Annotated in this window: 24 protein-coding genes; 12 read left to right on the top strand and 12 right to left on the bottom strand. The window is 66.8% G+C overall.

Annotated features, from left to right (window positions below; translation table 11 throughout):
- The first annotated feature begins 121 nt into the window (after positions 1 to 121).
- The 11 genes from JF515_RS15020 (at position 122) to mgtE (ending at position 8,422) form a co-directional block, all read left to right on the top strand.
- Positions 122 to 1,090, top strand: coding sequence for a KpsF/GutQ family sugar-phosphate isomerase (locus tag JF515_RS15020; protein ID WP_203105265.1), 969 nt, complete (start codon positions 122 to 124; stop codon positions 1,088 to 1,090).
- Positions 1,090 to 1,593, top strand: coding sequence for a KdsC family phosphatase (locus JF515_RS15025; RefSeq protein ID WP_203105266.1), 504 nt, complete (start codon positions 1,090 to 1,092; stop codon positions 1,591 to 1,593). The genes JF515_RS15020 and JF515_RS15025 overlap by 1 nt, the downstream gene beginning before the upstream one ends.
- Positions 1,590 to 2,141, top strand: coding sequence for an LPS export ABC transporter periplasmic protein LptC (gene lptC, locus JF515_RS15030; protein WP_203105267.1), 552 nt, complete (start codon positions 1,590 to 1,592; stop codon positions 2,139 to 2,141). The genes JF515_RS15025 and lptC overlap by 4 nt, the downstream gene beginning before the upstream one ends.
- Positions 2,122 to 2,697 (top strand): lipopolysaccharide transport periplasmic protein LptA, encoded by a 576-nt coding sequence (gene lptA, locus JF515_RS15035; RefSeq protein WP_338015232.1) that lies wholly within the window; start codon positions 2,122 to 2,124, stop codon positions 2,695 to 2,697. The genes lptC and lptA overlap by 20 nt, the downstream gene beginning before the upstream one ends.
- Positions 2,698 to 3,423, top strand: a complete 726-nt coding sequence (gene lptB, locus JF515_RS15040) for an LPS export ABC transporter ATP-binding protein (RefSeq protein WP_203105268.1) — start codon at positions 2,698 to 2,700, stop codon at positions 3,421 to 3,423. It begins immediately after the preceding gene.
- 123 nt (positions 3,424 to 3,546) lie between these two features.
- A complete protein-coding gene (locus tag JF515_RS15045; RefSeq protein WP_203105269.1) occupies positions 3,547 to 5,001 on the top strand; it encodes an RNA polymerase factor sigma-54 in 1,455 nt (484 codons plus the stop codon).
- A gap of 45 nt (positions 5,002 to 5,046) precedes the next feature.
- Complete coding sequence (gene hpf / locus JF515_RS15050) at positions 5,047 to 5,346, top strand: ribosome hibernation-promoting factor, HPF/YfiA family (RefSeq protein WP_203105270.1); 300 nt, start codon at positions 5,047 to 5,049, stop codon at positions 5,344 to 5,346.
- A gap of 23 nt (positions 5,347 to 5,369) precedes the next feature.
- Complete coding sequence (gene ptsN / locus JF515_RS15055; protein WP_203105271.1) at positions 5,370 to 5,843, top strand: PTS IIA-like nitrogen regulatory protein PtsN; 474 nt, start codon at positions 5,370 to 5,372, stop codon at positions 5,841 to 5,843.
- Positions 5,844 to 5,866: 23 nt separating this feature from the next.
- Positions 5,867 to 6,721 carry an RNase adapter RapZ gene (gene rapZ, locus JF515_RS15060; protein WP_203105272.1) on the top strand — a complete coding sequence of 285 codons (855 nt, stop codon included), beginning with the start codon at positions 5,867 to 5,869 and terminating at the stop codon, positions 6,719 to 6,721.
- Positions 6,718 to 6,987 (top strand): HPr family phosphocarrier protein, encoded by a 270-nt coding sequence (locus JF515_RS15065; protein ID WP_203105273.1) that lies wholly within the window; start codon positions 6,718 to 6,720, stop codon positions 6,985 to 6,987. The genes rapZ and JF515_RS15065 overlap by 4 nt, the downstream gene beginning before the upstream one ends.
- A gap of 73 nt (positions 6,988 to 7,060) precedes the next feature.
- Positions 7,061 to 8,422: a magnesium transporter gene (mgtE, locus tag JF515_RS15070; RefSeq protein ID WP_203105274.1), complete on the top strand. Its 1,362-nt coding sequence runs from the start codon at positions 7,061 to 7,063 to the stop codon at positions 8,420 to 8,422.
- A gap of 6 nt (positions 8,423 to 8,428) precedes the next feature.
- Here mgtE and JF515_RS15075 read toward each other — a convergent pair whose 3' ends face one another.
- From JF515_RS15075 to pmbA, 3 genes are read right to left on the bottom strand one after another with little or no spacing between them, the layout of a single operon-like run.
- On the bottom strand, positions 8,429 to 9,379 hold the full coding sequence (locus JF515_RS15075; protein WP_203105275.1) for a BPSS1780 family membrane protein: 951 nt from the start codon (positions 9,377 to 9,379) through the stop codon (positions 8,429 to 8,431).
- A gap of 13 nt (positions 9,380 to 9,392) precedes the next feature.
- Complete coding sequence (locus tag JF515_RS15080) at positions 9,393 to 10,193, bottom strand: BPSS1780 family membrane protein (protein WP_203105276.1); 801 nt, start codon at positions 10,191 to 10,193, stop codon at positions 9,393 to 9,395.
- Positions 10,194 to 10,234: 41 nt separating this feature from the next.
- Positions 10,235 to 11,590, bottom strand: a complete 1,356-nt coding sequence (gene pmbA, locus JF515_RS15085; RefSeq protein WP_203105277.1) for a metalloprotease PmbA — start codon at positions 11,588 to 11,590, stop codon at positions 10,235 to 10,237.
- 31 nt (positions 11,591 to 11,621) lie between these two features.
- On the opposite strand from pmbA, the gene yjgA reads away from it, so the two are divergent.
- The gene (gene yjgA, locus JF515_RS15090; protein WP_203105278.1) at positions 11,622 to 12,161 is read left to right on the top strand and encodes a ribosome biogenesis factor YjgA; all 540 of its coding nucleotides are present in this window, start codon (positions 11,622 to 11,624) and stop codon (positions 12,159 to 12,161) included.
- Here yjgA and JF515_RS15095 read toward each other — a convergent pair.
- From JF515_RS15095 to mreC, 9 genes are all read right to left on the bottom strand, one after another.
- Positions 12,153 to 13,364, bottom strand: a complete 1,212-nt coding sequence (locus tag JF515_RS15095) for an MFS transporter (protein WP_203105279.1) — start codon at positions 13,362 to 13,364, stop codon at positions 12,153 to 12,155. The two genes, yjgA and JF515_RS15095, sit on opposite strands and share 9 nt — an antisense overlap.
- A gap of 78 nt (positions 13,365 to 13,442) precedes the next feature.
- Positions 13,443 to 14,930 carry a C13 family peptidase gene (locus tag JF515_RS15100; protein WP_238401093.1) on the bottom strand — a complete coding sequence of 496 codons (1,488 nt, stop codon included), beginning with the start codon at positions 14,928 to 14,930 and terminating at the stop codon, positions 13,443 to 13,445.
- A gap of 27 nt (positions 14,931 to 14,957) precedes the next feature.
- Positions 14,958 to 15,425: a cyclic nucleotide-binding domain-containing protein gene (locus JF515_RS15105; protein WP_203105280.1), complete on the bottom strand. Its 468-nt coding sequence runs from the start codon at positions 15,423 to 15,425 to the stop codon at positions 14,958 to 14,960.
- The gene (gene tldD, locus JF515_RS15110) at positions 15,425 to 16,891 is read right to left on the bottom strand and encodes a metalloprotease TldD (RefSeq protein WP_203105281.1); all 1,467 of its coding nucleotides are present in this window, start codon (positions 16,889 to 16,891) and stop codon (positions 15,425 to 15,427) included. Before tldD ends, JF515_RS15105 begins: the two co-directional genes overlap by 1 nt.
- Positions 16,881 to 17,726 (bottom strand): carbon-nitrogen hydrolase family protein, encoded by an 846-nt coding sequence (locus tag JF515_RS15115; protein WP_203105282.1) that lies wholly within the window; start codon positions 17,724 to 17,726, stop codon positions 16,881 to 16,883. The genes tldD and JF515_RS15115 overlap by 11 nt, the downstream gene beginning before the upstream one ends.
- Positions 17,719 to 21,573 (bottom strand): YhdP family protein, encoded by a 3,855-nt coding sequence (locus JF515_RS15120; RefSeq protein ID WP_338015236.1) that lies wholly within the window; start codon positions 21,571 to 21,573, stop codon positions 17,719 to 17,721. The genes JF515_RS15115 and JF515_RS15120 overlap by 8 nt, the downstream gene beginning before the upstream one ends.
- Positions 21,570 to 22,169: a Maf family protein gene (locus JF515_RS15125; RefSeq protein ID WP_203105284.1), complete on the bottom strand. Its 600-nt coding sequence runs from the start codon at positions 22,167 to 22,169 to the stop codon at positions 21,570 to 21,572. Before JF515_RS15125 ends, JF515_RS15120 begins: the two co-directional genes overlap by 4 nt.
- Positions 22,169 to 22,666: a rod shape-determining protein MreD gene (gene mreD, locus JF515_RS15130; RefSeq protein WP_203105285.1), complete on the bottom strand. Its 498-nt coding sequence runs from the start codon at positions 22,664 to 22,666 to the stop codon at positions 22,169 to 22,171. The genes JF515_RS15125 and mreD overlap by 1 nt, the downstream gene beginning before the upstream one ends.
- Positions 22,653 to 23,537: a rod shape-determining protein MreC gene (gene mreC / locus JF515_RS15135; RefSeq protein ID WP_203105286.1), complete on the bottom strand. Its 885-nt coding sequence runs from the start codon at positions 23,535 to 23,537 to the stop codon at positions 22,653 to 22,655. The genes mreD and mreC overlap by 14 nt, the downstream gene beginning before the upstream one ends.
- Positions 23,538 to 23,539 lie beyond the last annotated feature (2 nt).

The following is a 23,539-nucleotide window of genomic DNA, read 5'->3' on the forward strand; positions in this document are numbered from 1 at the left end:
CGCGATAGAAAGGACCAGCGTGGAACGCAGCCACCCCGGGAGAGGTCTGATCCCGGTCGAGGGCAGTCATTGGCCCGCCCGCCAGTGTATAATCGCCGCCAGCGAGGAGACACGAGACACCATGAGCAACAAGCATATCGCCACCGCCCGCCGTGTACTGGACGAGGAAGCCCGCGCCGTGGCGGCGCTGAGTGAGCGCGTCAGCGACGATTTCGAACGGGCCTGCGACCGCATTCTCCAATGCCGGGGCCGGGTGATCGTCACCGGCATGGGCAAAAGCGGCCATATTGGCAGCAAGGTGGCCGCCACCCTGGCCAGCACCGGCACCCCCGCCTTCTTCGTGCACCCCGGCGAAGCCTCCCACGGCGATCTGGGCATGATCACCAGCGACGACGTGGTGCTGGCGCTGTCCAATTCCGGCGAGACCGGCGAGATTCTCACCATTATCCCGGTGATCAAACGCAAGGGCAGCGGCCTGATCAGCATGACCGGCCGACCGGAATCATCCCTGGCGCGGCTCTCCGACGTTCACCTGGACGTGGCCGTGGAAGAGGAAGCCTGCCCGCACAACCTGGCGCCCACCTCATCCACCACCGCCACCCTGGCCATGGGCGACGCCCTGGCCATCGCCCTGCTGGAGGCGCGCGGCTTCACCGCCGAGGACTTCGCCCTCAGCCACCCGGGCGGCAGCCTGGGCCGGCGGCTTCTGCTCAAGGTCGACGACATCATGCATACCGAGGAACGCCTGCCCCGGGTACACCGCGACGCGGGCTTGTCCGAGGCGCTGCTGGAAATGACCCGCAAGGGGCTCGGCATGACCACCGTGGTCGACGACGCCGGCCTGCTGGTGGGGCTGTTCACCGACGGCGACCTGCGCCGCACCCTGGAAAAGGGCCTGGACATCCGCCAGGCGGGCATCGCCGAGGTAATGTCCACCCACCCGGTAACCATGGCGCCGGGCCAGCTCGCCGCCGAGGCGCTGCAGATCATGGAAACCCGCAAGATCAACGGCCTGATCGTCTGTGATGCCGAGCGCCGTCCGCTGGGCGCGCTCAACACCCAGGACCTGCTGCGCGCCGGGGTAATGTAATGGCTTTCCCGATTTCCGCCGACGACGCCCGCGCCCTGCGCCTGATGGCCTTCGACGTGGATGGCGTGATGACCGACGGTCGTCTTTATTTTGGCCCCGAAGGCGAAGCGCTCAAGGTGTTCAACACCCTGGACGGCCACGGCCTGAAGAAACTGGCCGCCAGCGGCGTCACCCTGGCCATCATCACCGGTCGCGATACCCCCATGGTGGCGCGCCGCGCCCGGGACCTGGGCATCGCCCATGTGATTCAGGGCCGTGAGGACAAGGCCGAGGCGCTCGCCGATCTGGCCGCCTCCCTGGGCATCGACGCCGGGGAAACCGGCTACGCCGGCGACGACGAGCCGGATGTGGGCGCCCTGCGATGGGCGCGGATCACCTTCGCCCCGGCCAACGCCCACGCCTGCGCCAAGGACGCCGCCGACCATGTCACCACCGCCCGCGGCGGCGAGGGCGCGGTGCGTGAGATCTGCGACGCCCTGATCGCCCTGCGGGAGGCGCCATGAAGCGTCAGGGTCTGCTCAGTGCCACCGGGGTGATCCTGCTCGGCCTGATCGTGCTGATGACCCTGCACGAGTGGGACAACCCCCTGGAGGAAGACCGCGAGGCCTTCCTCAACGCGCCGCTGATCATCGCCGACAACATCACCGCCAAGGCCTATGACCCGGAAACCGGGCAGGTGCAGTACGACCTCAAGGCCGACCATCTGGAACAGTACCAGCGCCAGGCCCTGACCCAGCTCATCGCCCCGGACCTGCGCATGGAAAATGAAAACGGCGCCTGGACCATCCACTCCCAGCGTGGTGAAGTGCGCGACAATGGCGACATCATCGTCTTCCTGGACCAGGTCAAGGCCCACAGCGAAACCAACGGTGTCGACCTGACCACCGGGGAGTTGCGCTATCTGAACAAGGAAAACCGGGTGCGCGCGCCCGGTGATCTGACCCTGCGCCACCGGGACGGCAGCACCCGGGCGGGCCGCATGGACGCCGACTTGACCAGCGGCGAAATGACCCTCGAACAAGGAGTGGTAAGTGAATTCACGGGTAATTGATCCGCGCCGCCTGGGCCTGATGCTCGGCCTGCTGCTCACCGGCCTGGCCGGCGCCGCCCAGCCCCCCGGCGGCCAGCCGGTGGAAGTAAGCGCCGACAGCGCCACCTTCGAGCAGAGCGCCGGCACCGGCGTGTACCGGGGCAACGCGGAAATGATCCAGGGCAACCGCCACCTGTACGCCGACGTGATCCGCCTGTTCACCGAAAACAATGAACTGGTGCGCGTCGAGGCCACCGGCAATCCGGTGCGCATGAAGGAAGGCAAGGAACTGCAGGCCCGCGCCAGCAACCTGGTCTACGACCTGACCACCCGCCGCCTGGTGCTCACCGGCGACGCCCATGTGGACCACCAGGGCAACACCTTCGAAGGTGCCCGCGTGGAATACAATCTGGATTCCCGGCGGGTGGACGCCAGCAGCGAGGGCGACAAGCGGGTGCGCCTGGTGATCCCGGCCAAGAACACCGGAAAAGCCGGCGACACCGACGATGAGCAGCCGGCCACCGATGGCGAAGCCGGCGGCAGCGACAACCAGCAGGACCAGGCGGAGACTCCCTGAATGGCACATCTGAGCGCCCATAACCTGGCCAAGAGCTACAAGCACACCCGCGTCATCGAGGACGTGTCCCTGGAAGTGGAAGCCGGCCAGATCGTCGGCTTGCTGGGCCCCAACGGCGCCGGCAAGACCACCTGCTTCTACATGATCGTGGGGCTGGTGGCCGCCGACGCCGGTCGCATCGAGATCAACGGCAACGACATCACCCACCTGCCCATGCACGGTCGCGCCCAGCGCGGCATCGGCTACCTGCCCCAGGAGGCGAGCATCTTCCGCCGCCTGACCGTGGAGCAGAACATCATGGCGATCCTGGAAACCCGCAAGAACCTGTCCAACGAAGAGCGCAAGGAGCGCCTGGAGAACCTGCTCCAGGAGTTCCATATCGACCACATTCGCGACTCCATGGGCATGAGCCTGTCCGGCGGCGAGCGGCGGCGCGCGGAAATCGCCCGCGGCCTGGCCACGGACCCGGATTTCATCCTGCTCGACGAACCCTTCGCCGGGGTCGACCCGATCTCCGTGAACGATATCAAGGGCATCATCCGCCACCTCAAGGATCGCGGCATCGGCGTGCTGATCACCGACCACAATGTGCGGGAAACTCTGGACATCTGCGACACGGCCTATATTGTCAGTACCGGGCACATCATCGCCGAGGGCGATTCGTCCTCCATCCTGGGTAACCAGCAGGTTCGGGATGTCTACCTTGGGGCGGACTTCCGGCTCTGAGAGCCGGCTCCCCGCCCTACACCCTCCTCCCCCAAAACGCAATACCTGGCATGATTATTGCTTAATCTGATTTGATGCTGCTATGCTGCCGGTCTTCGCGAGAACAATGACCTCACAGGCAGCATGAAACCCACCCTACAACTGCAAATCGGCCAGCAGCTCACCATGACGCCCCAGCTGCAACAGGCGATCCGCCTGCTGCAACTGTCGACGCTGGACCTGCGCATGGAGATCCAGCAGGCGGTGGAAAACAACCCGCTGCTGGAGCTGGAGGACGGCGCCGAGGACTTCTCCGCCGATGATTCGGACGGCGACGCCGACGGCGATCTCGACCTGGAGCGCGACGACGCCCTCGATGACCTGGTCGAGGGCCAGGTGGAAACCGACAGTGACTGGGACGACCTCTACGTGGGCCAGAGCAGCGCCGGTTCCAGCGGTGAAGGTGACGACGCCGATGCCTGGCAGCAGCGCCACGCCAACCCGGTAACCCTGCTTGAGCACCTGGAATGGCAGCTCAACCTGACCCCGATGAGCGACCGCGACCGGGTGATCGCGCAGATCATTCTCGAAGCCCTGGACGAACGCGGTTACGTAACGGTATCCCTGGCCGACCTGCTGACCACCGCGGAAACCCAGATCAACGACCCGGACGACCCGGTGGAAGAGGACGAGGTGGTGGCCGTGCTGCACCGGCTGCAGCAATTCGATCCGGTGGGCGTGGCCAGCCGCGACCTGGCCGAGTGTCTGGGCGTGCAATTGGCACAATTGCCGGGGGACACCGAACACCTGGGCACCGCCCGGGCCATCCTCGACCATCAGGAACTGCTTGAGAAACACGACTACGCCGGCCTGCGCCGCACCCTCGGCGTGGGCGAGGCGGACCTGGTCGCGGCCCTGGCGGTGCTGCGTACCCTGGACCCCGCGCCCGGGCAACAGATCGGTGGCGAAGAGGTGGATTACGCCGTGCCCGACGTGGTGGTGCGCGCCCATCGCGGCGGCTGGCGGGTGGAACTCAACGAGGAAGTGCTGCCCAAGGTCAACCTGCATGCCCAGTACGCCCACATGGCCCGCCAGGTAGGCGGTGAAGACGGCCAGTACCTGCGTAACTGCATGCAGGAAGCCAAGTGGTTCCTGAAAAGCCTGCAAAGCCGCAACGACACCCTGCTCAAGGTGGCCAGCCGCATCGTCGAGGTCCAGCAGGACTTCTTCAACTACGGCGAGGAGGCCATGAAACCGCTGGTCCTGGCCGACATCGCCGAGGCGGTGGAAATGCACGAATCCACCATCAGCCGGGTCACCAACCAAAAATTCATGCTGACTCCCCGGGGCGTGTTCGAACTTAAGTACTTCTTTTCCAGCCATGTGGACACGGACGGCGGCGGTGAGTGTTCCTCCACGGCCATTCGTGCCATCATTAAGAAGCTGGTCGCCGCCGAGAACCCTCGCAAGCCGCTCAGCGACAACAAGCTGGCGAACCTGCTCAACGACCAGGGTATCAAGGTGGCGCGCCGCACCGTCGCCAAGTACCGAGAGGCGATGCGAATCCCGTCCTCCAGCGCGCGTAAGCGACTGGTTTGAACGGTAAAAAAGGACATCTCTTTCAATAGAGAGAAGGAGCCAGCTATGCAAATCAACCTCAGTGGCCACCACCTGGATATCACCGACGCCCTGCGTGACTATGTGGACGAGAAATTCTCCAAACTGGAACGCCACTCCGACCAGATCACCAGCATCCAGGTGATCCTGTCGCCGGAGCCCAAGTCCCACAAGGCGGAATCCACCATCCACATTTCCGGTGCCGACCTGTTCGCCACCGCCCACGCGGACGACATGTACGCGGCCATTGACGCCCTGACCAGCAAGCTGGACCGGCAAATCCTCAAACACAAGGAAAAGACCGTGGGCCGTAAGCACGGCCACTAGGTCCGACCCGACAGACCCTGACTATGCGAGTACGTGAACTGCTCACCGAAGACCGCACCTACGACGAGGTAGCGGTTACCAGCAAAAAACGGTTGCTCGATCAGATCGCCCAGCTGGCCGCGGCCAGCTGTGGTGGTCTTAACGAGCAAGAAGTCTTCGACGCCCTGGTGGCCCGGGAAAAACTGGGTTCCACCGGCATCGGCGAGGGCATCGCCATCCCCCATTGCCGGCTCGGCCACTGCGACGCCGCCGTGGGGCTGCTGTTGAAATTGGCGGAGCCGGTGGACTTCGATGCCGTGGATGGCCGCCCGGTGGATCTTGTGTTCGTGCTCCTGGTGCCCGAACAGAACCCGGAACAGCATCTCAAGACGCTCAGCCACCTGGCCAACCTGTTCAACGACGACGACTATCGTGACGATCTGCGCCATGCCAGGGGCAGCCACCATCTTTACCAGACGGCGGTGGAGTCGGAAGCGGAAATACGCCTGGCCTCCTGATCACACCGGAACCGTCGCGCCTTATGAAACTGACCATCCTCAGCGGTCGCTCCGGCTCGGGCAAGACCACCGCCCTGCAAGCGCTGGAAGACCATGGCTATTACTGCGTGGACAACCTGCCCCTTGGCCTGTTGCCTACCCTCGCCGCCCAACTCCAGAATGAGGAACACGCCCTGGAACGGGTCGCCGTGGGCGTGGACGCGCGCAACCTGCCACGCCAGTTGCTGGCCTTCAACCACATCATCGAGGAACTGCGCCAGCAACAGCTGGACACCGAGATCATCTTCCTGGAGGCGGAGCCGGCCACCCTGCTCAAGCGCTTCAGCGCCACCCGGCGCCGTCACCCGTTGAGCGGCGACGAACGCACCCTGGCCGACGCCATCGCCCTGGAAGCGCGCCTGCTCGCCGACATCCGCATGCTCGCCGACCTGGTCATCGACACCAGCAACCTGGATGTGCACACCCTGCGCAATATGATCCGCCAGCGGGTAGCGCGCCGGGACGTGCGGCTGTCCCTGCTGATCCAGTCGTTCGGTTACAAGAACGGCCTGCCCCACGATGCGGACCTGGTATTCGACGTACGCGCCCTGCCCAACCCGCACTGGCAGGGAGACCTGCGTCCGCTCACCGGGCGTGACGAAAAGGTGGCCGAGTTTCTGCGCGGCCACCCGGAAAGCGGCGCCATGCTCGACGATATCTTTCACTTTCTGGACCGCTGGCTGCCCGCCTATGGCGCCAATGATCGCAGCTACGTCACCGTGGCGGTGGGCTGCACCGGCGGCCGGCACCGCTCCGTCTACATCACCGAGCAGCTCGCCCTTCGTCTGCGCGAGGAAGGCGTCCCCCTGCACGTGCGTCACCGGGAGCTGGACGGATGATCGAGCGGGACCTGACCATCACCAACAAGCTCGGCCTGCACGCCCGCGCCGCCGCCAAGGTGGTCAGCGTGGCCTCGCGCTACAGCTGCGCCATCGAGGTGGTCCATGGCGAGCGCCGCATCGACGCCAAAAGCATCATGGGCCTGCTGACCCTGGGCGCCGCCAAGGGCACCGAGCTGCGCGTGCGCGTGGACGGCGAGGACGAAGCGCCGGCCATGGACGAGCTCACCGATCTGTTCCAGCGCAAGTTCGACGAAGGCGAGTGACCCCTCCCTTTTGCATCCTTTGATCCTTCCGTCATCACGCCTGGGTTAAACTGTCCGTTGGCGAGGAGGGGTCATGTCGGAAAACACGCAGCATCAACGCAATCTCAAGACGGTTAACCGGGCCCTGGCCAGCGGCACTTTTTCCCAGGTGCGTCAGTTACTCAACAACCTGCCCGGTGCCGAAGCCGCCCACCTGATCGAATCCTCCCCACCCCGGGAACGGGAAATCCTCTGGCAACTGCTCAACCAGGAGCAGGAATCCGAGGTACTGCAGTATCTGGGCGAAGAAGTCCGCGTGGAGCTGCTGCGCGACCTGCCGCCGGAAGAACTGGTCACCCTGGTCGAGGACCTGGACACCGACGACCTGGCCGACCTCCTCCAGGAGTTGCCCGAGCAGGTTACCAGCCAGGTGCTCGCCGGCCTGGACGCCCAGAACCGGGAGCGCCTGGAACAGGTGATGAGCTACCCGGAGGACACCGCCGGCGGCTTGATGAACACCGACGTGATCACGGTGCGCCCGGAGATCACCTTCGAGGTGGTGCAACGCTACCTGCGCCGCCGTGGTGAAATACCCGAGACCACCGACAACCTGCTGGTGGTTAACCGCAAGAATCAGTTCGTGGGGGTACTACCGCTTACCAAGGTGTTGATCTCCGACCCGGGCACCACGGTGCGCGAAGCCATGCGCACCGATGTGGAGGCAATCCCCGCCCACCGTTCCGAACACGACGTGGCCAAGCTGTTCGAACGGTTTGACCTGGTGACGGCCCCGGTGGTGGACGAAAACGGCGTGCTGGTGGGCCGGATCACCATTGACGACGTGGTGGACGTGATCCGCGAGGAAGCCGCCCACTCACTGATGGGCATGGCCGGCCTGGACGAGGACGAGGACACCTTCGGCTCGGTGTGGCAGACCGCCCGCCGCCGCGCGCTCTGGCTGGGCATCAACCTGCTCACCGCCCTGGCCGCCTCGGCGGTGATCAGCCTGTTCGAGAACACCCTGGAAAAAGTGGTCGCCCTGGCGGTACTGATGCCGATCGTCGCCAGCATGGGCGGCATCGCCGGCAGCCAGACCCTGACCCTGGTGATTCGCGCCATGGCCCTGGGCCAGGTACAGGCGGGCAACACCCGCTATCTGCTGTTCAAGGAACTGTCGGTGGGGGCACTCAACGGCTTGCTATGGGCGGCGGTGATCGGCACCACCGCGGCGCTCTGGTTCGACAACCCGAGCCTGGGCGGTATCATCGCCTCGGCCATGGTGCTCAATCTGGTGGTAGCGGCCGGCGCCGGCGCGTTGATTCCGATCGTCATGAAGAAAATGGGGATCGACCCGGCGCTGGCCGGGTCGGTGGTGCTCACCACGGTCACCGACATCGTCGGTTTCATGGCCTTTCTGGGGCTGGCGACGCTGCTCTACGCGCAACTGCTGAGCTGAAGCCGGTCAGACCAGATCCGGCGTGGTATCCGGTTCATCGTCGGCGACACCAAAAATATCGCGGAACGAGGCGTACACCGATACCGTCGTCACCGCCATCAGGAACAGACTCACCACCAAGGTGGCCATCACCAACAGCAGGCCCAGCAGCATCATCGCCAGGCTGTCGGGCCCGAACAACATGCCCGCCAGAGCCAGTAAACCGGCCACCAGCGCCACCAGCACGCCCAACACCAATAGCGGGATCAGGCCGTACCAGAGCATCGGCAGCCAGTTACGCGCCACCGCCACCAGACTCTCCTTGATCGCCACCAGGCCGTTACGTTCACCGAACAACACCAGCGGCGCCTGGAACCAGATCAGCGCCATGTAGGGAACCGACAGGGCGGCGATCACCAGGCCCAGCAACAGCATCTTGAAAACGCTCAGCGCTCCCATGCCGGCCATCGCCTCGGCGCCCAGCGGATCACCGCCCAGGCTGGCGGAAAACAGCGCCGCGATTTCACCGCCATACAGGGCCAGCGTCGCCACCACCGTAAGCAGGGTAAACAGAATCTGCAGCCCTACCTGCACCAGGCCGGCCAGGAACAACGGCCCGGTACGCCGGGAAAAGCCCACGAACAAGTCGCCGAAATCAAACTCCTCGTCGTGCCAGCGCCGCCAGGCCAGCTGCATCAGCCCGGCGCTCAACACCGGGCCCAGCAGGGTGGGGGCGAAATTGCCGAGCACCGGCACGAACAAACCCACCAGGCTGACGCCCGTGAGTATCGCCATGAACACCAGCAACGCCAGGGTCCACAGCACACGGTTCGCGGCGGTCAGCCGCCAGGCACGCTTCCACCACAGCCAGCCATGGCCCAGCGGCCGACGCCGGGCCGGACCGACCACCTCTTCCTTGGTCGATTCCGGCGGCAGCGGATCACTGACCGGACCCTGGTAGGGGTTGCTCGGGTCCATCAACACTCCCGGTTCAGGCTTGTTCGGTAAGCACTTGCTTGAAGGACAGGTAGTAGGCACCGGCCATGATCGGCATCACGAACAGCCAGCCGAGCAGGAACGGCAGGGCCGCGACGGCCACGATCACCACCACCACGATGCCATACACGATGATCGGCAGCAGGTTGCGCAGACAGGCCTTGAAGCTCAGGGCCATGGCCTTGCCCGGGCCCAGGTCGGTGAGCATCACCAGGGGCACGGTGAAGTAGAACAGAAACGCCACCAGCACGGTCAGCACCAGGAACACCGGCACCAGCACCAGCAGGGCGGCGCTCAGGCCACCGTTCATCATCGCCGGGTCCATGCCCTGGGACGCGGAGAAGGCACCGGCGCCGGCGAACATCAGCGCCAGGCCGGCGATCAACAGGCCGAACACCACGTACACGCCCAGTTGCGCCAGAGCCAGCAGGATCAGCGGGCCGGTGCGCTCGGAAAAGCCGGCGAACAGATCCGCGAACTCGGACTGATTGCTGGTATCGATACGATGGAACATCTTCACCAGACCGGCGTACAACAACACCATCAGGAACGGCTGAGCCAGCGGACCGATGAACGGAATGAACTGCAGAACCATGGTGATCACGAAGGTCACCACCAGCGCCCCGATCACCACGCCCCAATGGCCACTCAGCATTTTCATGCCGTCGCCGATCCAGCCCACGGCTTGGCCCACGGAGACCTTGTTGGGGCCACTCAGGGTCAGGGCGCCGGCCGCCGGTGTTTCCTTCACCACGTCGGCTTCAGGCTGTTGATAGGGGTTCAGGTCGTCGCTCATGGATAGCTTCCCTTAATTTCACGAAAGTCGGAATAAAACAGTCAAACGCCGGCGACCTTCATGGGCGCCAGCAACAAGGATCCGGAGGCAATATTCCCGCGCCGGTCCACATCCGTGCCACTGCCCAGGATGCCGGCGAACATCTCCCCCAGATTTCCGGCAATGGTAAACTCTTGCAGTGGCTTCTGTATGACACCGTTCTCAATCCAGAAACCCGCCGCGCCTCGGGAATAGTCCCCGGTGACCAGATTGACGCCCTGCCCCATCACTTCCGTGATCAGCACGCCGGTGCCCATGCGCCGCATCAGCGCCGCCTGATCCTCGCCGGTATCGCTGATGGTCAGATTGCGCACCCCGCCGCCATTGCCGGTAGGCGACATATCCAGCCGCCGCGCGGCATACAATCCGAGCGCATAGCGGCGCAACACACCGTCTTCCACGAACGCCTGATTGCGGGTCGGCAGACCATCGGCGTCGAACGCCGCCGAACCATTGCCGCCGGCCAGCCGGGGACGCTCGGCGATGTCGATGCCGGCGGGAAACAGGCGCTCGCCAAGGCGCCCGCCGAGAAAGGACGCGCGCCGGTACAACAAACCACCGCTGATCGCCGACACGAAATGTCCGAGCAGGGAGGCGGCGATCTCCGGGGACAGCAGCACCGGCAGTTGGCCGGTGGCGGGCACCTCCGCGCCCAGGCGCGCCAGGGTCCGGCGACGGGCGGCCTCGCCCACCTGCTCCGGGCTGGCCAGCCGGTCGGCGCGGCGGCCCCCGTCGAACCAGTGATCGCGCTGCATGCCGTTATCGTCCCCGGCCACCACCGCGCAACCCCGCGAGTGGAAGGTGCCCACCTGCCCTTGCAGGAAACCGGCGCTGTTACCCAGCACCTGCACACTGGTGCCGGTGCTCACCGAGGCGCCCTCGGAATTGACGATACGAGGATCGTCCCGGGCCACACTCTCGCAGCGCAGCGCCTCCTCGATGGCCTGTTCGGTAGTCAGCGCCCAGGGGTGGTAAAGATCCAGGTCCGGGTTGTCGGTGGCCAGTTGCTCCGGCGCGGCCAGGCCGGCGAAGCGATCCTCCTCGGTATGGCGGGCAATGGCGCAGGCGGCGGCCACCGCGTCGCGCAGGCTCTCCGGACTGTCGTCGGAGGTACTCGCCTGGCCCTTGCGCTGACCAAAGTACACGGTCACGCCCAGGCCGCGATCGCGATGGAATTCCACCGTTTCCACTTCACCCAGACGGACGTCCACGGACAGACCCTGGGACAAACTCAGCCGTGCCTCGGCGGCGCTGGCGCCCTGACGTTTGGCTTCTTCGAGGACCTGGGCCACGATGTCCCGGGCGGCGCCCAGGTTATGCGGGCCGAGATTGGCTGTCGCGCTGGCGTTTTCGGACATAAAATAGGGTTTTCTCTTCCGCGTTGACGATATGACCGAGTATAACGATCCCCTGCCGAGCAAGACACGCCGCAAGCTGGAAATGCAGGACCTGCAGGAAGCCGGCCTGAAAATCATGGACCTCAAGGCCGGCCAGCAGGCCCGCCTGCCGCTCAACGACACCCTGCGCGCCGCCCTGGACGAAGCACGCCGCATCACCCATCCGGACGCGCGCCGCCGTCATGCGCTCTATGTGGGCCGCCTGATCAGCGACGACGACCCGGACAGCCTGCTTTCCGCCCTGGATACTCTTACCGATCCGCTACGCCAGCAGCGCCTCGTGCAATGGACCGAACAGGTGCTCGCCTGCCCCGGCCCCCGGGACGCGGAAGCGGTGCTGCAACGTATTCTGGAATTTTACCCGGAGGCGGACCGGCAGACTCTGCGCAACCAGGCCCGCAACCTGATCAAGGCCCGCCCGGACGGCGAGCTGGCCGAGGCCGACGCCGACCAGCGTGCCCGCCTCAAGCGCGAGCGCAAGCGCTTCCAGGGGCTGCTGAACGACCTTGAGAAGAACGCGCCGCTATACTGACTCGTCAGCCTGGACCGGCGCGCCCTCGGCGGCGTACACCCCGGAGACCGCCTGCACCACGGCGATCACCATCAAGAACACCATGGGAATCAACCAGGCGCCGGACAGATCGTAGACGGCGCCCAGGGTCACCGGCCCGGTGGCGGACAGCAAATACCCCAGCGACTGGCACATGCCGGACAGCCCGGCGGATACCCGGGCGTCCGCCCCGCGCACCGCGATCAGGGTCAGTCCCAGGGCGATCATGCAGCCCTGCCCCACGCCGAGCAGCACCACCCAAAGCAGCGGCGCGCTCAACGGCGCCATCAACAGCCCGGCCATCCCCACCAGCGGCGGCACCTGCATCAGCCCCATGGCCAGCCGGCGGCGGCGGCGAAACAGGGCAAACAACAGCGGCGCGAAAAAGTTGGCCGGCATCCCACTCAGGGTGAACAGGGTCAGCAGGCGCCCGGCCTCCGCCTCGCCGGTACCGGTATCGGCGAAGAACTTGGCCAGCCAGGCGGTGAGCGTGTAGAACAGCAGGCTCTGACAACCGAAGAACAGGCTCAGCACCCAGGCATCGCGCTGCCGCCACAGGGTCGGGCGCGCCGCGACCACGGCGTGGCGCGCCGGCCGGTAGCGCAACATGGGCAGCCAGGCCAGAGCACCCAGCAGCGCCACCAGCGCACTGGCCGCCAGCGGATAACGCCAGTCGCCGCCAAACTGGTCGCGCACCGGTACCGCGAAGGCCGCAGCCGCCGACGCACCGCAGGACATCACCACCGAATAGAGAGCGGTCACCGCCGCCACCCGGTGCGGGAAGCGCTGGCGTACCAGGCCCGGAGTGAGCACGTTCATCACCGCGATGGCGGCGCCCATCATCACCGTGCCCGCCAGCATCAACCCGTACACGCCGGGCACCCGCAGAGCCAGCCCCGCCAGCAGCACCCACAGGGCCAGCAGCAAGGCCCGCTCCAACCCCAGCCGCTCGCCCAGACGCGGCGCGAACAGTGACAATCCGGCGAAACACAGCAGCGGCAGGCTGGTCAGCAACCCCAGCGCCACCCCGTCCAGAGCCAGATCATCACCAATGCCGTCGGCCAGCGGGCCGATCACCACGATGCCAGTACGCAAATTGGCGGCCAACAGAATCAACGCGGCCAGAAAACCCAGAAGGGGCCCGGCCCGGCGCAACGCACCGGGAGCCTGGGGAGAAGGGGACATGCACAGCCTCGAACGCCAATGAAAGCGGGAAACGCAATCCTTAAGGATAACGCAAAATGCTTGACCTTTGGTGAGCGACTACCACCAGCCCAGGAACGCCTGGCCGAACCAGGCCCGGGGCAGCGAGCGCTGCTCCTCGTCGATGCCTTGCTCCGTTTCCATGGTGTCGACCCGGGCGCGGGCGGCCTTGAACAGGGCCTTGGGGTCGTCCGGCCCCGGGTTGTCCAGGGCGTCACCGTAGAGAGCCTCGCTGAACCAGGTGCGATCGGAGTCATCGCTGCAGCCAAAGGAGGTACGATCAGCCGCCGCCGCCGTGAAGATCACTCGGCGCCGTTCCGCCAGCGGGTCCACCCATTGGCCGGAGTAGCAAGCGGACACCACCAGCCACAGGTAACCGATGCCCGCTTCATCGAGCCATTCGTCAAACCGGGCCGGGGTCAGATCATTGAGGGCGAGACCGGGCTGCGCCAGCACCAGGTTGCCGTCGCTACCGCCGTGGCTGACCAGATGCACGAACAGCAGATCCTCCTCCGGATCAAGGATGGAGCCCAGGGTGCGCAGGCTTTCATGCAGACTGGTGAGGGTGGCGAGTGGCGCATCACCGTGCTCGCCATTGGCCAGCACCAGGTGGTGCCCCCGTGGCGACCAGTGGCCACCGAGGCGCTCCGCCACCCAGCGCGCCTCCCGGGCGAACACGCCCTGGCGACCGTCCCCGCCCACCACCAGCACATAGACGTCGCGCTGGCCGGCTTTCTGGGGCACCAGGGCGGTGAAGGCACGCTGCAGGCGCCGCTCCTCGGAATAAAGCCGCTGCTCGACCCGTTCAGCGCGGCGCCGGCGCCGGTCCTGATAGCCATTTTCATCCTGAAAAAAATCACCGTGGATGAAAAAGCCCCGTTCGCTGACCTGCTCGCCATCCTGATCCAGGGTGATGCGCTGCCCGGGACCTCGGACACTGCCGTACTGGAAGCGACCCTTGCGCACCTCGCCGTCCGGACGGGTCAGGGTGCCTTGCCCGTGGAACAGCCAGCCCTGGAAGCCCCCTTCGTAGGTCAGGCCGCTGTCATTGTGGTAGCGGCCCTTGACGATCTCGCCGTTTTTGAAGGTACCGCTGTAGACATCGCCGCCCTCACTGGTCCAGGTACCTTGGCCCTGGGGTTGCCAATCTTGGAACTCCCCCTCGTACCAGCCCGCTTCCGGAAACGTCGCCTTGCCACGCAGCGGATCGCCGGCGGCGAAGGTACCTTCGTAAACGGTGCCATCATCGCAGGCATAGCGGCCTTCCCCGTTGGCCAGGCCGTTCTCGAAGGCGCCTTCATGGACGCAGCCGTCGGCGTATTGATAACGGCCCTGCCCCTGGATCACGCCGTCCACGAACTGGCCCTGATAAACGCGGCCATCCGGCCAGGTCAGTTTGCCTTCACCGTTGAAACGGTCATCACGCAGCCCACCCTCGTAGACCGAGCCGTCCGGCAGCCGGTAATCACCGGGCAGCTGTTCCGGCCCGCAGCCGCCGAGCAGGCTGACGGCACCCAACAGGGCACAGGCAAGCAAAAAGCGTTTCATGACGTCCCCGATCCAGACCATCGATGCTCAGCCCAGCGGCAGCATGAACCGGGCCAGGCGGGAAGAGGTCTGGCGCAGGTTCTCGCACAGCAGCAGGGCGATGTTTTCCATCATTTGCGCGGCGGCATGGGGCCGCCGGCGGCGTAGTTGTTCGAAGCCCTTGCGGGTCAGTACCACCAGGGTGGTGTCCTCGGAGGCTCGCACCGTGGCGGAACGCGGCTGGCGATCCACCAGCGCCATCTCGCCCAGGGAATCACCGGGGTTGATGTGGGCGATCAGCACGGTACCGCCCTGGTCCGCCTGGTTCTTGAGAATTTCCAGCCGGCCACGCACCACGAAGCAAACGAAATCGCTGCGGTCCCCTTCCCGGCATACGGTGTCGCCCGCCGCCACCCGGTTAACGAACACCAGCTTCTCGGCGGCCGCCAGGTCGTCCGCGTCCAGGCCCTGAAACAGACCCATGCGTGACAGCACCTCCGCCACCTGCACGCTCATCAGGCGGTCCCGCCCACCGTCAGGGCGTCCACGCGCAGGGTCGGCTGGCCAACGCCCACCGGCACCGACTGACCGTCCTTGCCGCACACGCCGATGCCACTGTCCAGGGCCAGATCATTGCCGACCATGGAAATGTTGTTCATCACCTCCGCGCCGCTGCCAATCAGGGTGGCGCCCTTCACCGGGCAGACGATCCTGCCCTTCTCCACCAGGTAGGCCTCGCTGGTGGAGAACACGAAGCGCCCGGAGGTGATGTCGACCTGGCCGCCGCCGAAGTTCACCGCGTAGATGCCCCGGTCCAGGCTGGCCAGGATCTCATCCGGTTCGGACTCGCCGGGCAGCATGTAGGTGTTGGTCATGCGCGGCATGGGCAGGTGCGCGTAGGACTCGCGGCGACCGTTGCCGGTGGGCTTCACGCCCATCAGCCGGGCGTTGGTCTTGTCCTGCATGTAGCCGGCCAGGCGGCCCTGCTCGATCAGCACGTTGTAACCACTGGGCGTGCCCTCGTCATCCACGTTCAGGGACCCGCGCCGATCCGGCAGGGTGCCGTCGTCGACCACGGTGCACAGGCTGGAGGCCACCGGTTCGCCCATTTTCTTGCTGAACATGGAGGTACCCTTGCGGTTGAAGTCGCCTTCCAGGCCGTGGCCCACGGCTTCGTGCAGCAACACGCCGGGCCAGCCCGGACCAAGCACCACCGGCATGGTGCCGGCCGGAGCCGGTTCCGCTTCCAGATTGAGCAGCGCCTGACGCACCGCGTCCCGGGTCCAGGCCTCCAGCTTGCCGTCCTCGCGCAGCCAGTCGTAGGCCACCCGACCACCGCCGCCGGCGCTGCCGCGCTCGCGGCGACCGTCGCGTTCGGCGATCACGGAAATGCTGAAGCGGATCAGCGGGCGCACATCGGCGGCCAGGGTGCCGTCGGTGGCGGCCACCAGCACCACGTCCTGCTCGCCGCTGAGACTCACGGTGACTTCCTTCACCGCCGGGTCCAGGGAGCGCGCCAGGCGATCCATCTCGCGCAGCAGCGCCACCTTCATCTCACTGCTCCAGCCGGGCAGCGGGTCCAGGGCCGCGTAGCGTGCCGGTACCGGTTTGGCCACGTCGATGCGCACCGGCTTGTCGCCGCCCTGGCGGCCAATGGCGGCGGCGGCGCCACCGGCCTGGGTGAGCGCATCCAGGGAGATATCGTCGCTGTAGGCGAAGCCGGTCTTGTCACCACTGACGATGCGCACCCCGGCGCCCCGTTCCAGGTTGAAGCTGGCGTCACGTACCAAGCCGTCTTCCAGCACCCAGGCCTCGTGGCGGCTGTGCTGAAAGTAAATGTCCGCGTAATCGGCGCTGCCCGCCAGCTTGCCGCCGAGCAGGGTCTGCAGCTGGTCGGGGCCCAGATCGGCCGGGGCCAGCAGGATGTCGGACGCCAGGGAAAGGCGTTCACTGTCAGAGACAGGCACTCCGTCAAAAGTCATCGGGACCGCTCACTTGGAATCGTTGATGGGTATGAACCGGAAGGCCGGAGCGTACTGTCTTGAGCACCGCCGGGTCCACCGGGCCGAGCACCACGCCAGGGCCGTCACCGCCCTCGGCCACCACCCGGCCCCAAGGGTCCACCAGCAGGGAATGACCGTAACTGGTGCGCTGCGTGCTGTGCGCGCCGCACTGGTTGGCGCCCAGCACGTAGCAGCCGTTCTGGATCGCGGCGGCCCGCAGCAGCACCCGCCAGTGGGCCGCGCCGGTGGTGGCGGTGAACGCACTGGGGTAAACGATCAGATCGGCACCGGCGTCCGCCAGGGCGCGGGCATGGAGGGGAAAGCGCAGGTCGTAGCAGATCGCCAGGCCCAGGCGCAGGCCACCGGCCTCCGCCACCACCACCTGGTCACCGGCTTCAAACACGTCGGATTCCCGATAGCGGCCCTGGGCATCGGCCACGTCGGCGTCGAACAGGTGCAGCTTGTCGTAGCGCGCCGCCACCGCGCCGTCCGGGCCGGTGAGCACCGCCCGGGTGCGTACCCGGGGCGCCGGCACGGCGCTGCCGTCCGGTCGGGTCAGAGCCGGCAGGCTGCCCCCCAGAACCCACAGGCCGAGGGCTCGGGAACGCTCGCCGAGCCATTGGCATAGCGCCTCGTGGCGTTCCGCCAGTTGCCGGTAGTCGACGCCATAACCGGCGAAATTCTCCGGCAGCACCGCCAGGGTGGCGCCGCCCTCGGCGGCACGCTCCAGGCCATCGGCGGCCGCCGTCAGGTTGGCGTCGATGTCGGTGCCGCTGGTCATTTGCACGGCGGCCACGGTGATCGGGTTACTCAAGGAAGCCCTCCGTCTCCTTGACCTTGGGCTCGCCCCAGGGCCCGGAGACCTGGTATTTCATGGTGGTCGTTTTATCCAGCTTATCACCCCAGAGCCGCTCCACCACAAAGATACCGGCGCACACCGCCGGTCCGGCCAGGCAACCAGCGTACAGGTTACTGGACAACGGCAGGGTCATGCCCACCTCCAGGTCCAGGGTGTGTTTGGCCAGTTGCGCCTCGCCGTTCACCTCGAAGGCCGCCGAAGGAGACTCGATGGCCAGTTCACGAGCGGTGAGCACCGGTCCATCGAAGCGGAATTCGCCGTCGATACCATCACAGGCCAGTCCCTGCTGGTACACATCGGAGAAATCCAGGCGCAGGCGGCGCTGAATATTCGCCAGGTTGACCACCCCGAGCAGCCGCAGCAGGGAAGTCCGCCCCTCCGGGTCCGGCAGCCGGCATTCGCCGATATCCAGGGTGGCGGTGCCGTTCAAGGCCAGGTAATCGGGCTTCAGAGGCCAGTCGTTCCAGGCCAGATCCAGGGTCGCCCGGGCGTCCTCGGTTTCCACCAGCGGCGGCAAGTCCAGGGCGGAGAAAGCGGCCTTGAGGTCATCGGACCCCAGAGTGCCCTGATAGCGGCTGTGCTGGCTGCCCTCGCCGTCCTCGGTCCAGGTGAGCCGGCCATCCACGTTGATGTGGTTCCACTGGCCGCGCAGGGCGTCCACCCGCACGCCGCCGTCCACCGGGCGCAGCCGTCCGGACCAGGCTCCCAGGGCCTGGCCCCCGAGGCGCAGATCATGCAGTTCCACATCCATGATCGGTACCCTAGTCGGTGACAACGGTGGCTTGCCATCACCATCACCCTGGTCGCCGCCGCCCCCGAGGGGGCTGTCCGGCAGCCGCAGCCGGTTCACCGTCAGTGACAGGGGCGTATCGCCCCGGGCCTGGTACCCTTCCGGCAGGCGCACGGTGCCGGCCACCGACGGACTGGCCAGACCCAGCTCCCAATCGCGGCCGCGTGGGGCGGCGCTAAAACGGGCGGAGGACAGTTCGGTACCGAACAGGTCGAGCCGGTCGATGGACAGCGACACCCGGTTGATCAGACTCCGCGCGTCGGCGCCGCCCTCACCGCCGCTGCCGTTCTGGCCGGCGCCGGCGGGCGTCAGGCCAGAGACGAAATCCAGCCAGCTGGCGGCGTCGGCACGGGCCACCCGGCCTTCGATGGTCAACCCGTGGGCCGGCATTTCGGGCAGCTCGCCGCCGCCCAGCCGCACCGCCCCGGCCAGGCTGTCGCCCAGGCGGAATCGGGCCTCGCCGATCTGGCCGTAGAAAACGGAGACCTGATTGGCGCCGCTGCGCTGACGCCATACCAGGCGACTGGTGCGTGCCTGGCTGGCCGCCTTGCCAAGAGGGGCCGGGGCGTCCACCTTCACGCCTTCCAGGGTGGAACGTCCCTCCAGACGGAAGGCATTGCCGCCCCAGGGCATGGCCAGGTCCAGTTCCAGGGGCAAGGTGCCCGAGGCTGGCGCCATCCAGTCCGCATCCAACCAGTCACGCAGGCGCTCCACCGCCACCTTGCCGGTGAGCTGCATCTGGCTGTCCGGCCCCCGGGTCAACCAGCTCCCTTGGAAGCGGGCGCCGAGGGCGCGGCCTTCCAGGGTACGCATGTTGATGCCGCGCTTAAGGTGGAAATACACCGGTGCGCTCACGTCGGTCAGGCTCAGGTTGAGAGGTTCGTTGCGCAGTGTCACCTGGTCGCCGCGACCGTCCACGATCACCATCGGCTGGCGGGACTTACCACCCAGCGGCATATCCAGGAGCAGGTGCCCGCCCACGGTGCCGTCCCGGAAGCGCCAGTCCAGCAGGCCGGCGGGCAGCCGCTGGGCCAGCGGTGTGTCATGGAACAGGCGGTCCAGATCCGTGGCCGGGCCGTCCAGCCGGCCCTGGACCAGAATGTGGCGCTGGCCGGGGTCCGTCACCTCGGGCAGATCCACGCTCACGCCGCGCAGTTTGGTATTGAACAATTGCCCCTGGCTGACGGTGCCGGTGACGCGCCGGCCATCGATCAGCACATCGGCGTCAACCCCGGTGGCCGCCGGCCAGTCCGGCAGGAAGGACAACACCACGTCACGGGCCTGGAAGCGCATTTGGAAGGTGCGGTCCTGCTGACGGTCCGGGTCGATCTTCACCGGTCCCTGATACAGGAACCGGCCATGATCCAGGTGGCCGCCCTGGAAAGCCTGGGCCAGCCAGTCACCGAGCGGGTCCTTGAGCTTTTCCATGGGGATGTAGTGGGCGGCACGGGCACCGTTGCCATCGAAGACATCCGCCAGCAGGCGCAGTTCCGGCACCGGATAGGCGGCGCCACCGTCCACGCGCAGCATGGCCAGCCCGCGGGCGTCGGCGTTGGCGGCGCGTAACACGCCGCTTTCCACCCACCAGTGGTCCGCCTCGCTGCGCCAGCGCAGCGGGCCGTTAAAGGCCGCGCTCAGCGGGTGGCCATAGAGACGCGGCACGGTCAGTTGCAAGGGCTCGCCATCGAGCCGGGCCACGCCGCCGTCCGGGGTCCCCGCCAACCAGCCGGTCAGGCCGCTGATGCCGGGCACCCGGTCGAGGGCGTCACTGGCCAGCCCGGCGAAACGGGCCTGCAGGTGCGCCACCCGGCCATCCACGCCGTCCAGATAGACCGCCTCCAGCACCCCCCGGGGTTCGTGTTCGCGCAACCGGTCACGCACCGTATCCAGGCCTTCCGGCAACGCGAACGGCCATTCGGCCAGTTGCCGGGTAAGCGCGTGAATGGCCAAGTCGTCGCCCTTGAAACGCCAATGGTACTGATCGTCCTGGCGCCGCCAGCGCAGCGCTACCGGGCCCGGCGATACCGCGCCGGCGGGGGTCTCGCCGGTCAGGGAGGTCACCGACAACTGGTTCTCGCCGTCGCCGTCCCCGTCCCGCCGCCACTGGGCGTCCAGTCGCAGGTCGCTGAGTGGCCATTGGCCATCGCCGTCGGTGAGGGTGGCTTCCGGTGCCGTCAACCGCACCTGTCCGGCTCGGGGCGCGCCGTTCTCGATCCGGCCCCAGGCGCGCACCTGCCCGTTCAGCGCCGCCAGATCCAGCGGCCAGTCCCGTGCCTCGGGCAGCCATTCCTGCAAACGCTCACCGTGCACGTCGAGATAGCCACGGGCATTCAGCTCCGCCAGGGAAAGCGGGTCGCCGTCCACCAGCAGCCGGGCGTCCACGGAGAACGGCCGGTCTCTGGCTTCGACCCGCGCCGACAGCGCGTGCTCGCCGCCCTCGTTGACCATCGCCAGGGTCAGGGAGGAGGCCGCCAGAGGCGGCAGGCCGGGCCAGTCCAGGGAGAAACGGGCGTCCTCGACCAGAATACGATCCTGCCGGTAAAGGGTGCGCAGGCTGTCCGCCAGGTTATCGTCACCGTCACGGTGCAGCGCCTCGAAACCACGCAGCCGGATGCCACCGTCCGGGTCGCGGACCAGATGCACATCGACGCCCTGAATGCGCAGTTCGCGCAGGTAGGGCTGGCGATGCCAGAGGGTGGCCAGCACATTGACGCTTACCGAAACCTGATCCAGGCGCAAAGAGGGTTCGCCATCGGCGTCCGGCAGGGTCAGGCCGCGCACCTGGAAACGGGGCGTGAGCCCGTCCATATCGCCGCTGAGCTGGTCGATGACAATGGGAAAACCGAGCCGTTGCTCGATCAGAGCTTCGAGGTCCTGGCGGTAATCCGGCACCAGCATCATCAGTTGCCGCGCCACCACCGCGTAGGCGGCGATCAGCAATACCGGCGCGGCCACCAGCCACCAGAGCTGGCGGCGCAGCCTGTTACGCCAGCGCACGCCGTGATTCGTCACTGCCAATAGGGAACTCCGGCCCATTCCAGGAGCGAAACGGTCTCCGCCAGGGGCAGACCCACCACTCCACTGTAACTGCCCGTCACGGAAGCCACCAGTGCCGCGCCCAGGCCCTGAATGCCATAGGCGCCGGCCTTGTCCCGGCCTTCGCCGGTGGCCAGGTAAGCGCGCAACCGCTCGGTCGGCACCCGCCGCCAGCACACCCCGGTTTCCGAGGTGGCCAGACGGTGCGCCTCACCGACCCTCAGGCAGACCGCCGAGATGACCCGGTGTTCCCTGCCGTTGAGTGCTTCCAGCATGGCCAGGGCCTGCCGGTCGTCGGCGGGCTTACCGAGAATGCGGTCGTCCAGCACCACGGCGGTGTCGGCACCCAGCACCGGCGCGCCGGGCGGGGCGCCGGACTGGCCCGCGGCGGCTTTTTCCCGTGCCATGCGTTCCACGTAGTCCCGGGGCGCCTCGCCGTCAAAGGGAGTCTCATCGATGCCCGGCGCGCGCAGCACGCTGAACGGCACGCCGATCTGCGCCAGCAACTCGGCGCGCCGGGGTGAACCGGAAGCCAGATACAAACGCGGGGCGCGCGGGTCGCCGGCGGCCATCAGCGCACCAAAAAGCGCAGTTGGACCCAGCGCAACAGCGCGCACAGGGGCCGCCAGATCACGGCGCTGGCGGCGGCGGAATAGAGAATGGTATAGGGCGGGTAAAGCGTCCGCCCCACGGACTCCTGCACCAGATAGGCCAGCAACTGGGCCGAGCCCACCAGCAGGAACACCACCGCGCTTTGCTGCAACAGCGGAAACACCCGCATGCGCTTGTAGGCGGCGAGCATGAAATAGGCGCCCAGGGCGTAGGCCAGGGCCCACTGGCCCAGGGTGGTACCGACCAGCACGTCCTGGTAGAGCCCCACCATGAAGCCCCACAGCACGCCGATACGGTGCGGCAGAGACAGCACCCAGTACAGCAGTACCAGCAACAGCCACTCCGGACGCACCCAGTCAAGGCTGTCGCTGAGCGGCACCACCTCCAGCAGCGCCGCCAGCAACAGGGTCACCAGGATGACGCCAGTGCCGGCCGGGCGTTCGCTATTGAGCTGCATCGGCGGCCTCCTCTCCCCCGGCGGCGGCATCGCCGGGCTCGCGTTCCATGTCCGGGCCACTGACAGGCTCCATGGCCTGCACCAGCAGCACATGGCTGACACGGTCCAGATGGGCGGTAGGCCGGGCTTCGATCTCCGAGAAGGCGGCGCCGGAGTGATGACTCACACTGACCACCCGGGCCACCGGGTAGCCGCGCGGGTAGAGCTGGCCAAGGCCGGTGCTGACCAGCAAATCGCCTTCGCGGATATCGGCGGTATCCGGCACGTACAGCAGCCGCAGGCGGTTGCCCTGGCCAGTGCCGGCCAGGATCGCGCGCACGCCGTTGCGGTTCACCTGCACGCTCATGGCGTGGCTGGCGTCGGTGATCAGCAGCACCCGGGCGGACAGCGGCCCGGTTTCCACCACCTGGCCGATCAGCCCTTCGGAATCCAGCACCGCCTGGCCCTGGGCCACGTCATCGCGCCCGCCCTTGTTGATCACCAGTTCCTGGCGGTTGGGGTCCGGATCGACGCCGATGATCTCCGCCACCAGCACCGAGGCGTCCAGGTTCGCGGAGGAATTCAGCAACTCACGCAGGCGGGTGTTCTCCGCCTGCAACACCGCCAGGCGCTGCACCTTCTGCTCCAGGATCAGGACCTGGCGCTCCAGGCGCTCCCGGGATTCCATCAGCTTGGTACGGGTTTCGGTCAGTCGCAGAAAGCCATTCACGGCGTCCACCGGCAGGTGGGCCAGATAGTGCACCGGGGCGGTCAGGTAGCCAAAGCCGTAACGCACCGGCTCGACCCAGCGGCTGCGCTGATCCAGAGCGATCAGCACAACCGCCAGCACCAGGGCGATCAGCAGGCGGTAGGTAGGGTTGGCGGAGGACATGG

It is taken from the genome of Alloalcanivorax marinus, assembly GCF_016785095.1.
Classification (GTDB): Bacteria; Pseudomonadota; Gammaproteobacteria; order Pseudomonadales; family Alcanivoracaceae; genus Alloalcanivorax; species Alloalcanivorax marinus_A.

What these genes read in the sequence shown, in the direction of transcription:
- JF515_RS15080 (WP_203105276.1), bottom strand. Translation starts at nt 10,193, where the DNA reads ATGAGCGACGACCTGAACCCCTATCAACAGCCTGAAGCCGACGTGGTG.
- JF515_RS15100 (WP_238401093.1), bottom strand. Translation starts at nt 14,930, where the DNA reads ATGAAACGCTTTTTGCTTGCCTGTGCCCTGTTGGGTGCCGTCAGCCTG.
- JF515_RS15095 (WP_203105279.1), bottom strand. Translation starts at nt 13,364, where the DNA reads ATGTCCCCTTCTCCCCAGGCTCCCGGTGCGTTGCGCCGGGCCGGGCCC.
- JF515_RS15045 (WP_203105269.1), top strand. Translation starts at nt 3,547, where the DNA reads ATGAAACCCACCCTACAACTGCAAATCGGCCAGCAGCTCACCATGACG.
- mreD (WP_203105285.1), bottom strand. Translation starts at nt 22,666, where the DNA reads ATGCAGCTCAATAGCGAACGCCCGGCCGGCACTGGCGTCATCCTGGTG.
- JF515_RS15075 (WP_203105275.1), bottom strand. Translation starts at nt 9,379, where the DNA reads ATGGACCCGAGCAACCCCTACCAGGGTCCGGTCAGTGATCCGCTGCCG.
- mreC (WP_203105286.1), bottom strand. Translation starts at nt 23,537, where the DNA reads ATGTCCTCCGCCAACCCTACCTACCGCCTGCTGATCGCCCTGGTGCTG.
- JF515_RS15065 (WP_203105273.1), top strand. Translation starts at nt 6,718, where the DNA reads ATGATCGAGCGGGACCTGACCATCACCAACAAGCTCGGCCTGCACGCC.
- lptC (WP_203105267.1), top strand. Translation starts at nt 1,590, where the DNA reads ATGAAGCGTCAGGGTCTGCTCAGTGCCACCGGGGTGATCCTGCTCGGC.
- rapZ (WP_203105272.1), top strand. Translation starts at nt 5,867, where the DNA reads ATGAAACTGACCATCCTCAGCGGTCGCTCCGGCTCGGGCAAGACCACC.
- JF515_RS15020 (WP_203105265.1), top strand. Translation starts at nt 122, where the DNA reads ATGAGCAACAAGCATATCGCCACCGCCCGCCGTGTACTGGACGAGGAA.
- lptB (WP_203105268.1), top strand. Translation starts at nt 2,698, where the DNA reads ATGGCACATCTGAGCGCCCATAACCTGGCCAAGAGCTACAAGCACACC.
- hpf (WP_203105270.1), top strand. Translation starts at nt 5,047, where the DNA reads ATGCAAATCAACCTCAGTGGCCACCACCTGGATATCACCGACGCCCTG.
- JF515_RS15025 (WP_203105266.1), top strand. Translation starts at nt 1,090, where the DNA reads ATGGCTTTCCCGATTTCCGCCGACGACGCCCGCGCCCTGCGCCTGATG.
- yjgA (WP_203105278.1), top strand. Translation starts at nt 11,622, where the DNA reads ATGACCGAGTATAACGATCCCCTGCCGAGCAAGACACGCCGCAAGCTG.
- pmbA (WP_203105277.1), bottom strand. Translation starts at nt 11,590, where the DNA reads ATGTCCGAAAACGCCAGCGCGACAGCCAATCTCGGCCCGCATAACCTG.
- tldD (WP_203105281.1), bottom strand. Translation starts at nt 16,891, where the DNA reads ATGACTTTTGACGGAGTGCCTGTCTCTGACAGTGAACGCCTTTCCCTG.
- JF515_RS15125 (WP_203105284.1), bottom strand. Translation starts at nt 22,169, where the DNA reads ATGGCCGCCGGCGACCCGCGCGCCCCGCGTTTGTATCTGGCTTCCGGT.
- ptsN (WP_203105271.1), top strand. Translation starts at nt 5,370, where the DNA reads ATGCGAGTACGTGAACTGCTCACCGAAGACCGCACCTACGACGAGGTA.
- JF515_RS15105 (WP_203105280.1), bottom strand. Translation starts at nt 15,425, where the DNA reads ATGAGCGTGCAGGTGGCGGAGGTGCTGTCACGCATGGGTCTGTTTCAG.
- mgtE (WP_203105274.1), top strand. Translation starts at nt 7,061, where the DNA reads ATGTCGGAAAACACGCAGCATCAACGCAATCTCAAGACGGTTAACCGG.